The sequence below is a fragment of the Pseudomonas sp. stari2 genome (genome assembly GCF_040760005.1).
Classification (GTDB): Bacteria; Pseudomonadota; Gammaproteobacteria; order Pseudomonadales; family Pseudomonadaceae; genus Aquipseudomonas.
The window spans coordinates 3,777,576-3,791,571 of the sequence record NZ_CP099760.1 but is presented as its reverse complement, the minus strand read 5'-3'; the positions used below and the strand labels follow the sequence as shown (position 1 = coordinate 3,791,571).

Below are 13,996 nucleotides of genomic sequence, written 5' to 3'. Positions count from 1 at the left end.
AAAGGGCTGGGTCCCTGTGCGAATTCGTCAGCGGCCCGGGCGTCGTTAAAAGCTGTGCGTCATCAAGTCCGTGCGCGGTGTGGGAGGGTGGCTCCGCTGCCGCTGTTTCGTCGTCGCCAGCCCCGGTACGAGCGCTGTTACAACAAACCTGCCGATCAAGGAATTTCTGGTTCCTTAATTTTGTGCGATGGTGTAAGAATATGAGCGACCAATCTTTCCTGCAAGGAATTTATACGACATGGCACAAAATAAACCGACAGAAGGAAAAGGCCGTGGCCGCCCGCGTGCCTACGACCCGCAAACCGCGCTGCAACAGGCGCTTGGCGTGTTCTGGAATACCGGTTATTCGGCTGCTTCACTGGACAGCATCGCCACCGCCGCCGGCATGAATCGCCCCAGCCTGTACGCCGCGTTCGGCGACAAACATGCGCTCTACATCAAGGCACTCGACCAATATTGGGAAACCGCCCACGCCGCGATGCAGGCTGCTTTGAACGACAGCAACCTGACTCTGGAGCAGGCGCTGACCGGTTTTTACGAAGGGCAATTGGCAATCTACTTTTCCGGTGATGGCCAGCCCCGTGGTTGTTTCGCGATCGGCACGGCGACTACTGAAGCCGTCGAAGACCCTGAAATCCGCAAGGTGCTGTCCCTACGACTCAGCCAGCTCGATGCGGATCTGGAAGCCCGCTTGCAGAAGGCACTTGATACCGGCGAACTGAAACCCGATACCGATCTCGCTGCACTGGCCATGCTCGCGTCATCGCTGCTGCACAGCATCTCGATCCGCGCCCGGGCCGGTAAATCCCGCGAGGAACTGACCGCTCAGGCACGCAACGCCGTCAGCGTCATCTGTGGCTGAGGTTTTTATGGGATTGGAAGACGTCCTGACCGAAGGCCTTGCTGTGGTGTTCTGCGGCATTAACCCCGGCCTTCTGGCGGCGGAGCAGGGGCATCACTTCGCGGGGCGAAGCAATCGGTTCTGGCGCACGTTGCATCTGGCCGGGTTCACACCGCATGAGGTGAGCCCGGAAAACGATCGCTCGATTCTGGAATTTCATTGCGGGCTGACCGCTGTGGTCGAGCGGGCGACGGCCCGGGCGGATCAGTTATCGGCGGACGAATTCACCGCTGCGGCTGCGAATTTCGAACGCAAGATCGCCCGGTATTCGCCGCGCTTCGTGGCGTTTCTCGGCAAGGCTGCCTATGCCGGGTTGTCCGGTAATAAGTCGGTTGAATGGGGGCTGCAAGACACCACGTTCGGCGGCACTGCGGTGTGGATCCTGCCCAACCCCAGCGGCCGCAATCTGGCGTTCAACCAGGAGCAACTGGTGACGGCGTACCGACAGCTTTACCTGGCATCGAGCGAAACCACGTAAGCGTGAAACATGTCCGCCATCGCGTCCGCACGCGCGGTGATTTCCTCGTCAGTACGCGGGCTGAGTGAAAAATCCTTCCCCACCGAACTGAGTGTGGCCAGGATCAGATCGCAGGCCAGTGTGCGAGTGGATTCACTCGCCTCGGGCAGCAACTCAACCATGAACGCCTCAAAGGTTCGTTTGCCCGCCGCCCGCACTTCATGAGCCTCGGGCGCATCGCGATAAAGCGGCGCTGCATCGCTCAGTGCGCCGCGCATCTGCGCCTCCTCACACTCCGAACGAATGAACGCATGCACCAGCGTGCGGAGACGGTCCAGTGGCGGCGCATCCCGATTTTGCAGAATCCGCTGCAGCATCTCCGTGGTCTGCAGCCACTCATCACTCTGCAATCGAAACAGAATCGCCGCCTTGTTCGGGAAGTACTGATATAGCGAGCCAACACTCACGCCAGCCTTCTCCGCAACTCGCGCTGTGGTGAATCGGGCAGCGCCTTCCTTGGCCAAAACCTGAATAGCCGCCTCAAGAATCGCCGAAACCAACTCGGCGGAGCGGGCCTGTTGCGGTTGTTTGCGTGAGGAAATACGGGCGGTCTGGCGGTCGGTCATGGTCGGCTCAGGCGTGAAGAGGGAATGCGAATAGCGAATCGGGCCATTCGCTCGCATCATTTAAACGCGACGAATCATTCGCATTTTAGCCCTCGACTGACGGAAAACCACCATGACCACATTGACCACCGAACCTCTGGTAACCCTGATCGAACGCCTCTACACCCAGGCCAGCGCCGCCACCAGCCCGGTTTTGAATTCCGTATCCAACGAAGAACGCGAGCGCCTGATGCACAGCAAAACCGAGTACCGCGAGCTGTACGGCATGCTCAAAGACCTGTGGCTGCCCGTCTCCCGCGACACCGGAAAACTGCTGTACATGCTGGCGCGCAGCAGCAAGACGAAAGCCATTGTCGAGTTCGGCACGTCGTTCGGCCTGTCGACCCTGCACCTGGCAGCGGCCCTGCGGGACAACGGCGGAGGTGTGCTGATCGGCAGCGAATTCGAACCGTCGAAAGTCGAACTGGCGCGGCATCACTTTATTGAGGGTGGCGTCAGTGATTTGATTGAAATTCGCGAAGGGGACGCGCTGGTGACCTTGGCGAGCGGCCTGCCGGACACGGTCGATCTGTTGCTGCTCGATGGCGCCAAGGCGTTGTATGGCGACGTGTTGAAGCTGGTTGAAAAGCACCTGCGACCTGGCGCGCTGGTGATCGCCGACAACACCGACTACTGCCCGGAATACCTGGCCCATGTGCGCTTGCCAGAGAATGGCTATCTCAGCGTGCCGTTTGCCGATGACATTGAAGTGTCGATGCGGTTGGGCTGAGCGGCGGCATCCGATATGCCGCGAGGGTGCGTGTTGCTTTAGAAGCGGACTTTCGAGGCATTTTCGGTTTGATCTTCCATGCGGGCGACAGGATTCGTCTATCGTCATGAAGATCAACACATGGCCAGGATCAGGGAGCTGATCATGAATCGTCAGGACGACCTAAACATCATCTGGAAGCGGATATTCTGGATTTTCATAGCCCTGTTGTTGCTGGCAATTGCCGTCACTTACAGTCTGCCCGATTACAAAGTGCCCTTTATTGTATGTATCGCCGGGAATATCGGGGGCTACGTAGGGTTTCACAGACGACTGTCGATACTGACCGATCCGGAAATCGAAAACCTCTCCAAATCCTGGTTCGCTTTGATACTGCCTTCATTCATAGGCGGCATTTTGGCGGGGCTCTTGTATCTCTTGTTCCTTTCCGGCGTTATCAGGGGTGATCTGTTTCCGGTGATCGTTCCGGACGACGATCCGAAATGTTTGAAGCAAATCTTCAACGATATTTTTTGCCAACATGCGGAAGGGTACGCGGCCTACGCCAAGTTGCTGTTCTGGTCATTCGTGGCGGGCTTCAATCAAGACTATGTCGTTGACCTGATTGAAAACATAAAGGGCGCCGACAAAAAGGCCGACGAACGCTGAAGGGTATAGTTGTCCAGCTTAGTGCTGCTTTTTTGAAATGACATCGTTCATGTACTGATTCAAATCGCGAAAATCGCTGACGCTCCAGGCATGCGGCGGGATCTTCACACCATTCTCGCGCAAGGTTTTTGGAATCAGGTCTCCGTTCGGGCGAAGGATGATCGAAGAGACGATCACGCCCGGATAGTCATTGAGCCGTTTCTTGAAGGCAGGTGTTGTCAGATCAGGTGTCGGTGGATTGCTTTTATGGGCCAGTGGGCCTGTTCCCTTGATATCGGGTCCGTGGCACACGGCGCATCTTTGAACGTAGAGGTTCTTGCCGTTGGTGTTATCGGCGAAGACGTGTGTGGTTTGAATTGATAGCGCGACAGTCATCAAGACAATGAGCGATGTTTTCATTGTGGAATCAGCTTTCGTCCGTTTTGAATGCTGGGAAAAAACGCCGCAATACTATCCATATTCCTTGTTGTTGTCGTCATTGGGCGATGGCGGGGTTTCAGGTACATGCCATTCGGTGAATACCGGCAACGTCTATATGTTTTCGGCGGTTCAACGTGTCAGAAAATGCCTCGTAGTCGATGAGGGGATCGACTTGGACAGTCCTGGATCAACGCTTTGGCAGCGGCGTATTTCGCTGCATTTTTTCCGCGTCAACTGATCGCACGTTGACACCATCCAACCATCTCCTATCGTTCTTCGCAGACCGCATCCAGGGACCGGATGAGCCGGACAGCCTTTGCGGGCGCGGTCGTTCATGCCATTCCATCAAGGAGCAGCAAAATGTCCAGTGCGACCAATACTTACGACGTGCTCGTCAACATCGATGCCGACTACCTGATTGCCCATCCCAACGACGTTGGCGGTGCGATTTCCATGCTGGTGACGCGCGATGCCGTCGATCCACATGCCAGCGGCAACACCGGCGAAGGCGGCAACGAGCTGTGGATCGATGTCAAAACCGGCGACAACATCCGCTGGCGTGCCACCACGCTGTCGCGCAACTTCGATCGCATCGCACAAATCAAGAACGTCCAGCCCGGCGACCCACACCAGGGCGGCGATTACAGAGGCACCATCTCTCCACCTATCTCTTTCAACGTGCCCGGTGTGGTGATCTATCTGAACAAGGGGGCTCCCGGCGGTATTTCCAAAACCGATGTGACGTACTCCCTGTGGCAAGCCACTGCTCTGAATCCAGGCAAACTCTGGTACACCATCAACTTCGCCCTGTACGACCGTGACCTTAACCAGATTGGCACAGACCACACCTGGGATCCCTACATCACCGTGAATAACCAGTAACTGAAAAGTACACAGCCCGGCCATAGACTCTCGTGGATGACGAGAGTCTATGGCCGGGCTTTTTTGTTGACTTTCATCCATCTTGTTCAGGGAGTGTTGGGGCGCGTCATGCTTGAATAGTCCCCGCTGTGGGCTAGGCTCAAATTCAACTTCCCGGAAAGCAGAACATTAATTCCGGTGTATCCGGGCTTTCAGGATGGTGGCCAAAAGAACAACTTCACTAAAGGGTTAACGATGGATCGATATGATGCCCCGCTTGTTGTAGAGCGCACTTGGCGGGCCGGCATGTTGAAGGGATTGATTACAAGAAATCCATGCCTGAGCATTTTCTTCACGACACTGACCGTGTTCATGGTGTTGCAGTACAAACCTGCTGTCCTCAACTACACAACACGCTTTGTCGACTTTGCCGAGTACATGTTGCAGCACGGCGTCACGCTGTTTCCCATTGCAGACGACCTCAAGCCTTATCCCGACTACACCGTCCTCAATACCTTGTTGGTCTATCTGGTTTCCTTGCCTTTCGGCCGGGTGTCGATACTTTCCATGGGATTTCCGTCCTGCGTGGCCGCGTCCCTGATGCTGGTGTTCATTTATCGGCTGGGGGCGCTGCACAGCAAGAGGTGGGGCGCGTACGGCGTGCTTTTCAGCCTGTTGACCTGGGCCTTTCTCGACGGCGTGAACTCGCTGGCACTGGATATCTACCCGGCGCTGTTTACGGTGATGTGCTTCTACGTGGCCTATTCCGCCGAACTGAAAAAAGACCCGCGACGCCTGGCTTTTCTGTTCGTCGGGCTGGCGCTGGGCTTTGCGTTTCGTGGGCCGATCGGTTTGATAGGGCCCGCTTGCGTCATCGGGGCTTATTACTTGCTGAGCCGCCAATGGCGCATGCTACTGCTGTTTTCATTTCTGTCGGGCCTGATCCTGGCCGCCGGAGTTGTGCTGCTGGCCTGGGCGGCGTACCTGCAAGGGGGGCAAACGTTCCTCGAAGACATGCTTAACATGCAGGGCATCGGCCGCTTCGGCTCCGACCACGCGCCGCGCTATTACTTCTACTTCTCCGCAGGCCTGTTTACCTATGGCTTCACGGTGTTTTACGCCATCAACGTGATCCTGCAGAAGTACAAATTGTTCTTCCGCCCGACCCGTGACAAAGACATCGACCTGTTGCTCTATCTGACCGGGTGGCTGTTGGTGCTGCTGGTGCTGTTCACCATCCCGAGTTCCAAAAAAGCACGCTACATCCTGGCAATCACCCCGGCCATTTCACTGCTGGCCGCGTATATCTTTGTCAGCCAGGAAGCCGCGTTCGTGCGCGCCAAAAACGGCCTGCTGAAGTTCTGCCTGAAGTTGCCCATGCTTGGGTTGGGGATGCTGGTGTCGGTGCTGGTCTACAACAACTTCGCCGAAGTCCCGTTACAGCCCAACTACCTGGGCGCAGGGTTGGGATTGATTGCGCTGTTGAGCTTCTATCACGCCAAACGCGAGTACTTTGCTGAACATCCTTATCGCGAGTTCATGACGTTGTCGTTTGGGGTAGGGGCGTTTTTGATTCTGGATATGTTTTTCTTCAATCCGATCACTTATCACCTGGAACTGATGATCGAGCCTACGCCGAAGTTTTTGCCGTATTGGTTTTGGTAAATGGCTGTAGAAGCAGCCATCGGCCGCCTCTACACGGCGCCACGCCTGGGCTGATTTCATGGTGTGGCCAGCCAATCTCTTGCAATAAAATTGTACATTTTAGTGCTCTTGTACAAGAATTCAGGCTCTCGCTTGTTGAAAGCCGTTCAGTGGATCAACTCTACGCAGTCAGCCTGAACGCCCCCATCAACTGGAACCTGATTGATGAACACGACTCGCCGATTGTGCCTCGTCCTGGGCGACCAGTTATCGTTCGATCTCGCCTCTCTGCAGGTGCTGGATCAACACAGCGATACGGTGCTGCTGGTCGAGGTGATGGAGGAGGCTAGCCATGTTCCTCATCATCCGCAAAAGATCGCCCTCATATTCAGCGCCATGCGCCACTTCGCCGAAGCCTTGCGGCAGAGAGGCGTCAAGGTGCAGTACGTAACGCTCGATGATCCGCAAAATACCGGATCCGTGCCGAGCGAGTTGCACCGCTGGCACTCACGTCTACAGCCGGATGAACTGCACATGACAGAGTGCGGTGACTGGCGACTGGAGCATTCGCTCAGGGACTGTGGCCTGGCGATCCACTGGCATTGCGATAATCGCTTTCTTTGCTCACGTGCCGAGTTCGCTCAATGGGCGCAGGGCAAAAAACAGCTGCGCATGGAGTTCTTTTATCGAGAGATGCGCCGCAAGAGCAGGTTGTTGCTCAATGGCGACGGCAGCCCGGTCGGAGGCGCCTGGAATTTTGATGCGGAAAACCGCAAAGCCTTGCCCAAGGGTGTCAGGCCGCCTTCGCCAGCCCGTTTTACGCCAGATGCAATCACCCGTGAGGTGCTTGCGTTAGTTTCCAACAACTTTTCCGGCCACTACGGCGCCCTCGATACGTTCGACTATCCGGTCACCCACGCCGAAGCGCAGGCCCTGTGGGAGTACTTTCTCGATTGGGGGCTGGCAGCCTTCGGCGACTATCAAGACGCCATGGCCAGCGATGAGCCGTTTCTGTTTCATGCGCGTATCAGCGCGGCACTGAATATCGGCTTGCTGGATCTTCGTAAGCTTTGCAGCGATGTGGAATCTGCCTATTGGTCCGGCAGCATTGCACTCAACGCCGCCGAAGGCTTTATTCGGCAACTGATCGGCTGGCGTGAGTATGTCCGGGGTGTCTACTGGCTGAAGATGCCTGACTATGCCCAGGGAAATGCCTTTGGTAATACGCGTTCGCTTCCAGAGTTCTACTGGACGGGGCAAACACAGATGAACTGCATGCGCCAGGCCATCAACCAGAGCCTGGAACATGCCTACGCCCACCACATCCAGCGATTGATGGTGACCGGCAACTTCGCACTACTCGCCGGTATCGCTCCGAGTGAAATATGTGAGTGGTATCTGGCGATTTACATGGACGCCTTCGACTGGGTGGAACTGCCCAATACGCTGGGCATGGTCATGCACGCCGATGGCGGCTATCTCGGTTCCAAACCCTATTGTGCGAGCGGCCAATACATCAAGCGCATGTCCGACTATTGCCGTGGCTGCGCCTACAAAGTGAGCGAAAGCACCACAGACGACGCTTGCCCTTTCAATTCGCTCTACTGGCACTTTCTAATGCGTCACGGCGACCGACTGCGCGGCAATCAACGCATGAGCATCATCTACAAAAACCTCGACCGCATGCCGGAAGCCAAACAACAGGCGTTTTGGCAACGCGGCGAATGGTTGCTCAAGCAATTAGACGATGGTGAGTCGCTGTGAAAAAAAGTGAGCTGCCCGTCAAAACCTGCGCGACCTGCGGCTTGCCATTCACATGGCGGAAGAAATGGGCTCGCTGCTGGGAGGACGTGCGCTACTGCTCGGAGCGTTGCCGGCGTAGTAAATCAACACACCCACCCTTGAAGAGTGCGCCGGCATGGAGGATATCCGACGCGAAATCGATGCCCTTGATCAGGCTGTTATCAAGCTGCCGGTCAAGTTCAACTATTTTCAACTCAGCGCAGACATTGCACAGGATGGCGTTGGATTATATCCAGACGTCATTCAAGGCCGTTCTTTCGTCATCTTCATGTCCGGTGTTCAAAATACCTCGTGGCTCGATCATCATCAGTTTTGCTTCACCTTTAGCAGCCGTCCGATGTTCAACGCCACGGGGTACCACATAGAGTTCACCCGGATTCACATAGACGCAGCCTTCCGGCAGGTCTATGCGCAGGGTGCCCTCCAGGACAAGAAATGCTTCGTCGGTCTCAGGATGTGAGTGCCAGATGAATTCGCCTTCGATTCGCACAACCTTGAACTGGTAGTCATTCATCTCTGCAACAACCCTGGGGCTCCATTGCTGTTCGATGAGCGAAACCTTACGTATCAGGTTTACAGGAACTGATGATTGGTGATGACGGTGCACTGACATGACGGATCCTCTGTGGTTGAAGTCGCCAGCCTATAGCGCATGGAGCAGGGCACTCTTGTACGATCCTGCAAGTCAGCGTGCGGCCCGCAATCGTTCCAGCCAGCGCATGGGTGGTATTCCGTAGCAGCGAGTGAAGTGTCGCGTCATATGACTTTGATCGTGGAAACCCGCGACGAGGGCGGCATCCACCAGAGTGAAACCTTCAAGCACCAATGCGCGGAACCGATCCAGGCGGCGCAGGGTGACGAATCGGTAAGGGCTCGTACCGTAAAGCGTTCTGAAGTCGCGTGACAGGCTCCAGCGTTCGCGCCCACTGGCACGCTCCAGCATCTCCAGCGTAATGCATGAATGCAGATGTTCCAGGATGAACACTCTGGCGCGCTCGGCTGCACAGTAATCCAGACGCTTGCGCCCGCGTGGCTTGCCACCGACGGCACGCAACGCCATTGCCAAGTCAAATAGCGCGTCCTGTTCCTCCAGTGTCTCCAGTGGATGATCCATTGCTTGCATGAAAGCTGCACTGGCATGGAACAGACGCGGATCGCTCGAAATTCCCCCCGCGATAAAGGGCAAGGGTTCTCCCCCCAAGATGTTCTGGATTAGTGCGGGATCAACGTAGGCCATACGGTAACGAAAGCCTGCATCGGTGCCGGCCATACCATCGTGGAGTTCGTCGGGGTGAAGCACGAGCGTGTTGCCGGGAACACCGTGGCGCAGCGAGCCTTTGTAGTGAAAGCTCTGCACGCCTGCCAACGTTCGACCGATCGAATAGGTGTCATGGCGATGCGGATCGTAGCCGTGGCTGCCAAACCACGCTTCGATTCGCTCGATCCCTCCAGGTTGAACACTGCGGATGACCCAGTCGACATTGCCAGCCTGGCCATTTTTCTGATCCATAAACGTGTGCCTTCCTGATTCAGCGCGTTAGTGGTGAAGATCTGTCTGTCGGGAATATACAAGTGCAGGTATTTAGATGTCCGCTTGAGGCGTGACCATTAAAAAGGGATCTCAATCCTGGTCAGGGCATTTGAAGTTCCAGGAATAGACCTTCATGTCTTTGACCTCTTCCCCGACAGTCGCCACGCCCAGGCAGACGCCGTTCCTGACGTAGTTGAAACTGCAGAATTGAAGACCCACCGTGCACGACTCGATTTCAGTGAAGCCTTTTCTCTGGAGGATGTTTTCGACCCCGTATTCACCTGTGTAGGTCGGGTTCGGCTTCCAGCCATTTTTGATCAAGGCCTTTCGTGCGGTTACAAAGGGCATGTGTTCTTTGATCGGGACGTCGGTTGCGTGGGACAGGGTGCTGATGCAGCAGAGGAGGCTGATGAAGAGTGGTTTTAGTTTCATTTGATGGTTCTGACAGAGCGCCTGTGAATTTTCCCGATGGCATTCAAAGTCTGGAGGAGATTTCCTTCCAGATGTAGCCGTAGTTGTATTTCAGCCAGCGAACCAAGGCCTTATCGAACTGCCGGCGGAACCAGTTACGTTGTCTGGCTGCCAGCCTTTCCTCTATCGAGGCTCTGAGCGAGTCAGGATCAAAGCCTGTCCAGACAGTGGGCAAGACTGCTGCGAGATTGGTGAAGCAGACCGGTGCGACTTCTGAATAAAGGATTTCATAAAGTACGTCAGGATCGACGCCTCTAACCTTATTCGCTACGTAGTCATACTCCACCGGAAAGTCGTTGAAAGGCCAGGAGAGTGCAGCTCTGACCTCGGTCAGCTGTGGCTCAGTCAGAAAATGTCCCAATGCGAAAACGCCTCCAGCTCTTCATCCAATGAATCCGCAACCACTTGTCCTGTGACTGGCTCAACCAAGACGCCCGAATTCGCGCAAGGATACGTGCACACGCTTTGAAAGGGGATAAGCAGGCGTGTCACCTCGCGATTTCAGGAGCGTTGGGGAGGCAAAGTACTGAGGGAATCACGCTGTAGAAGCATTCATCGACTGCTTCTACAGGAGCCAACCGGTTACGCCACTTCGACGTGATCCAGCGCCTGATTCACCGCCAACTCGGCAATCATCACCACCTGCGCAATACCCAGCGCCGTCTTGCGGTTCGAGGGATCGAGCAGGGCGGCGAAGTTACTGAGCATCTCGCTCGCAGAACTCAGGGTTTCGCTGGCATTGGCCAGCAAACATTCGGTGTTGAACTTCGGATTGGCCAGGTACATCCGCTCGGGCTCGTTGCAGGACGACATGACCCCGGCGGCGGGGAAGAGGTAGTGATCCTGCGCACGCTCGGCGGCGTCGTGGAGCTTTTTGGAATTGGGGGATTCGTAGGGGGAGGTTGGGTCGGTTTCGGGTGGGTTGGGTGTTGGTTTGATCATGATGTATCTCCTGGAAAGCAATCTAGGAGCCATCACCCTTCGCTACCAAACGTAAGGTGGTGGCCATGCTCAGGTTGGTAGACCGGTCCAGGAACCCGGCGCTTCCGAAGAAGCCCTGCGCACGGCCACCATAAAGAAGCAGAGACGAAAATAATCCCTGCAAAGAGGTGGCGCCATGCGCCTGGAATACCGGGCTACCAAACCCGATCACTGATTTTCAGTGACCTCGAAACGATAAGACCCGCATGCCAGACGCACAAGCCGGCGGATTCTGGCGTAGTCGTAGGCAATGACGCAAGGCGTTGTAGCCTTGGGGAAGTTACGGCTGGTGACTTTAAACGTGGCCGTTTAAGTCGAGAAATTTTGCATGAGATTGAGCGAGTATCGGTGGATTAGCCGGTAAAGCGAAGAGCACTCGTTGGTAAGGGTTCCTTCCAAAGTAACTACGGAACCCTCCCGTTCCCCAAAAACTTGTTATTTATCTGGTTTGTGAGTCGGAAGCGTTGGATGTTTCGGTTTGTTTGGAGGGTTAACGTGATGCCTTCTGTCGTCCTTTCCGTCGTCACGTTTTGGTTTTGGGCCTGGTTTGATGTGAGTTGACATACTTGTCTCGATATCCAAGTGGGTGATTTTCAGATGGGGGCAGCTAGCAACCAACGGCTTGGTTCCTAGGCGTGCACGGAAAATTTAGAACCGATCTACGAAATTTCAAGCAGATGAGATAAGAAAAACGAAAAGCGGACTGTCGTTTCACCTCACTCGCTAGGTAGCGCCAACATCCTCTGTGGCACCAAAAGGGACAGCACCAAAAAGGGATAGATTTATTTTCTCTCCGGGGGGGGGGGCGGACGCATGCTTTCACATTGCCTTCATGATTCCAGAAAAGGGAGGCGGACTCGTTATTTGAGAAGAGCCCATCTCCCTTTTCCGTCCGAATACGTCCATTTCCCTATTTTTAAATTTGGTCCAGCGAGTCGTGGAATTTGGGTCTATTTTTACCAAGGTTAATGATTTTTAAGTTGCGTGACACCGTAGTCGATTATTTTAGGCATGAGAGGGCTCTAAAGCGTGGAGTTGTTTAAATAAAAACTATTCATGTGGAGTTAAATGGATGAGACTGCATAAGCTTAAGGTCGAAGGTTTTAAACGCATACATTCTGCGGATGTTGAGTTTGGAGAGGCAACGTTTTTAATTGGGGCAAATAATGCTGGTAAGAGCTCAGTGCTAAAAGCTATTGAGTGGTTGCTGTCTGCAAAAACTAGGATGGAGCCGCATTTTTATTGTTCTGAAGTCGATCCCGAGACTGGTGAAAACAAGATCTCCTGCAAAACTGTCGTTCTGGAAGCCGAGTTTCGCAATGTTCCGGATAGTGCAGTGGGTTGGCGAGGATTTAAGGGGCGATTGTTTCAATACGATCCGATTGATACAGGAGAAACCGGGCGAAGTATCTTTTATCGGAAAACATATGTCCTTGGAGAAGATGTAGTAATTGAGCTTAAGTCTTACGCAAGAAGTATAAAGGAGGAATACTTAAATTTAACAAAGCCTGTAGAGTTTTTAGAGCGAGGGATTGATCCGGCGCCGTTTGCTGAGTTATTTAAAGATCTTGAGAAAAAAATATCTGCAGCGGAACGTGTGAAGTTAGAGCTGATTGATGAGATATGGGATGTTTCTGAAGATGAGGTTTGGGACAAGAATCCAGGAGGGGTTCCGGCGGTTGTTTTATCAAAATTACCAAATTTTTTGTTAATACCAGCGGAGGCGGCAGCTCATGAGTTTGATAAGGCTGGAGTGCTGCATAAAACACTGAATGAGCTTTTTAAAGATGTTAGGGAAACATCTGAGCACTACAGGGTTGCTCAGGAAAGCTTGATTATGCTCGCAAAGGAGCTTGATCCTTCGGATTCAGATTCTGAATTCGGAAAAATGATGCAGGAACTAAACGCTGTCCTTTGTGGAGTGTTTCCTGAGTCAAAAATTTTTGCTTCGGCCGACTTGTCTGGTCCCGAATCTTTAATTCCAATTTTTTCAATAGAGATGTCTAGCAATATACGAACAACTATCGCTAATCAGGGCACAGGAATGGTTCGTGCTGCGGTCTTTGGACTGCTACGATTTCGGCAGCAATGGCTTAAAAAAAGAGGTGGTAATGACGAGCGAGGATTAATAATCGGTTTTGAGGAACCTGAAATATTCCTTCATCCCAGCGCTGCAAACCAAATGAGAGATTTGATTTATGAGTTATCTGGAGGTCTGTCCCAGATTGTCGCGACAACTCACTCTCCTTACCTAATAGACTTGGCGAGAAAACCTAGGCAGGTGTTGAATCGCTTTAGTTATGAAGAGGGGCACTCAACCGTTCACCCATTCTCCGTTTCTGAAAAATTTAGATTGCTCCAAGGGAATGATAAGGATCAGGTTAAGATGCTAATTAAGCTTGATGATCACGTTTCTCGAATATTTTTCACCCGAAAAGTTATCGTTGTAGAGGGCGATACGGAAGAGCTGGTTTTAAAAGAAGCAATTCGTAGGATGGCACCCGATGTACGCGCAAAAGTTTTGTCATGCACCGAGATCATCAAGGCGAGGGGTAAAGCGGCAATAATAGGCTTGGCTAAATATCTTACTGCGCTTGGTGTGAATTTTTTCGTTATTCATGATAGGGATCAGGGCACAGCAGGAGCTGAAGTCTTCAACAAGCCAATTGCAGATGCGGTTGCGGAAGTAGATAATCTTGAAGTTATTCATGAGTGTATGGAAGATTTGCTTGGTTATGCTGCTCCAAGTTCTGAAAAGCCGTTTAAAGCTTACTTGCATACTTTGCAATGGGAAGAAAACTGGGAGGGAGTGCCTGAGAATCTTAGAGTTGTCATTGCGAAAGCTTTTAGGCCTTACATTTGAGGTGGTGTAGTAGGTCGAGTG

Annotated in this window: 15 protein-coding genes and 2 pseudogenes; 10 read left to right on the top strand and 7 right to left on the bottom strand. The window is 53.6% G+C overall.

What is annotated here, in order from left to right; all coding sequences use genetic code 11:
- The first annotated feature begins 238 nt into the window (after positions 1 to 238).
- Complete coding sequence (locus NH234_RS17060) at positions 239 to 862, top strand: TetR/AcrR family transcriptional regulator (protein WP_367253482.1); 624 nt, start codon at positions 239 to 241, stop codon at positions 860 to 862.
- 7 nt (positions 863 to 869) lie between these two features.
- Positions 870 to 1,379: a G/U mismatch-specific DNA glycosylase gene (gene mug / locus NH234_RS17055; RefSeq protein ID WP_367253480.1), complete on the top strand. Its 510-nt coding sequence runs from the start codon at positions 870 to 872 to the stop codon at positions 1,377 to 1,379.
- Here the strand turns inward: mug and NH234_RS17050 are convergent.
- Positions 1,352 to 1,984, bottom strand: a complete 633-nt coding sequence (locus tag NH234_RS17050) for a TetR family transcriptional regulator (protein ID WP_367253479.1) — start codon at positions 1,982 to 1,984, stop codon at positions 1,352 to 1,354. The two genes, mug and NH234_RS17050, sit on opposite strands and share 28 nt — an antisense overlap.
- 112 nt (positions 1,985 to 2,096) lie before the next feature.
- Here NH234_RS17050 and NH234_RS17045 point away from each other — a divergent pair, with 112 nt between their 5' ends.
- Positions 2,097 to 2,753, top strand: a complete 657-nt coding sequence (locus NH234_RS17045; RefSeq protein WP_367253478.1) for an O-methyltransferase — start codon at positions 2,097 to 2,099, stop codon at positions 2,751 to 2,753.
- 144 nt (positions 2,754 to 2,897) lie between these two features.
- A complete protein-coding gene (locus NH234_RS17040; RefSeq protein WP_367253477.1) occupies positions 2,898 to 3,401 on the top strand; it encodes a hypothetical protein in 504 nt (167 codons plus the stop codon).
- Between the two features lie 18 nt (positions 3,402 to 3,419).
- Here the strand turns inward: NH234_RS17040 and NH234_RS17035 are convergent, their stop codons facing one another.
- Complete coding sequence (locus NH234_RS17035) at positions 3,420 to 3,800, bottom strand: c-type cytochrome (protein ID WP_367253476.1); 381 nt, start codon at positions 3,798 to 3,800, stop codon at positions 3,420 to 3,422.
- Positions 3,801 to 4,181: 381 nt separating this feature from the next.
- On the opposite strand from NH234_RS17035, the gene NH234_RS17030 reads away from it, so the two are divergent.
- The 5 genes and pseudogenes from NH234_RS17030 to NH234_RS17010 form a co-directional block, all read left to right on the top strand.
- Positions 4,182 to 4,703, top strand: coding sequence for an AidA/PixA family protein (locus tag NH234_RS17030; RefSeq protein WP_085731812.1), 522 nt, complete (start codon positions 4,182 to 4,184; stop codon positions 4,701 to 4,703).
- A gap of 285 nt (positions 4,704 to 4,988) precedes the next feature.
- A complete protein-coding gene (locus NH234_RS17025; protein ID WP_367253475.1) occupies positions 4,989 to 6,347 on the top strand; it encodes an ArnT family glycosyltransferase in 1,359 nt (452 codons plus the stop codon).
- A gap of 204 nt (positions 6,348 to 6,551) precedes the next feature.
- A complete protein-coding gene (locus tag NH234_RS17020) occupies positions 6,552 to 8,090 on the top strand; it encodes a cryptochrome/photolyase family protein (protein WP_367253473.1) in 1,539 nt (512 codons plus the stop codon).
- Positions 8,087 to 8,218 (top strand): annotated as a pseudogene (locus NH234_RS17015) (DUF2256 domain-containing protein); the annotation flags it as partial. The gene NH234_RS17020 and the pseudogene NH234_RS17015, both read left to right, overlap by 4 nt.
- Positions 8,219 to 8,244: 26 nt before the next feature.
- Positions 8,245 to 8,331 (top strand): annotated as a pseudogene (locus NH234_RS17010) (isochorismate-pyruvate lyase); the annotation flags it as partial.
- Between the two features lie 24 nt (positions 8,332 to 8,355).
- Here the strand turns inward: NH234_RS17010 and NH234_RS17005 are convergent.
- From NH234_RS17005 to NH234_RS16985, 5 genes are all read right to left on the bottom strand, one after another.
- Positions 8,356 to 8,742: a cupin domain-containing protein gene (locus tag NH234_RS17005; RefSeq protein ID WP_367253471.1), complete on the bottom strand. Its 387-nt coding sequence runs from the start codon at positions 8,740 to 8,742 to the stop codon at positions 8,356 to 8,358.
- Between the two features lie 72 nt (positions 8,743 to 8,814).
- Complete coding sequence (locus tag NH234_RS17000; protein ID WP_367253470.1) at positions 8,815 to 9,639, bottom strand: AraC family transcriptional regulator; 825 nt, start codon at positions 9,637 to 9,639, stop codon at positions 8,815 to 8,817.
- Between the two features lie 111 nt (positions 9,640 to 9,750).
- Complete coding sequence (locus NH234_RS16995; protein WP_367253469.1) at positions 9,751 to 10,092, bottom strand: hypothetical protein; 342 nt, start codon at positions 10,090 to 10,092, stop codon at positions 9,751 to 9,753.
- 43 nt (positions 10,093 to 10,135) lie between these two features.
- Positions 10,136 to 10,492 carry a hypothetical protein gene (locus NH234_RS16990; protein ID WP_367253468.1) on the bottom strand — a complete coding sequence of 119 codons (357 nt, stop codon included), beginning with the start codon at positions 10,490 to 10,492 and terminating at the stop codon, positions 10,136 to 10,138.
- Between the two features lie 221 nt (positions 10,493 to 10,713).
- A complete protein-coding gene (locus NH234_RS16985; protein ID WP_367253466.1) occupies positions 10,714 to 11,073 on the bottom strand; it encodes a hypothetical protein in 360 nt (119 codons plus the stop codon).
- Between the two features lie 1,111 nt (positions 11,074 to 12,184).
- Here NH234_RS16985 and NH234_RS16980 point away from each other — a divergent pair.
- Complete coding sequence (locus NH234_RS16980) at positions 12,185 to 13,975, top strand: ATP-dependent endonuclease (RefSeq protein WP_367253464.1); 1,791 nt, start codon at positions 12,185 to 12,187, stop codon at positions 13,973 to 13,975.
- The last annotated feature ends 21 nt before the right edge of the window (positions 13,976 to 13,996 follow it).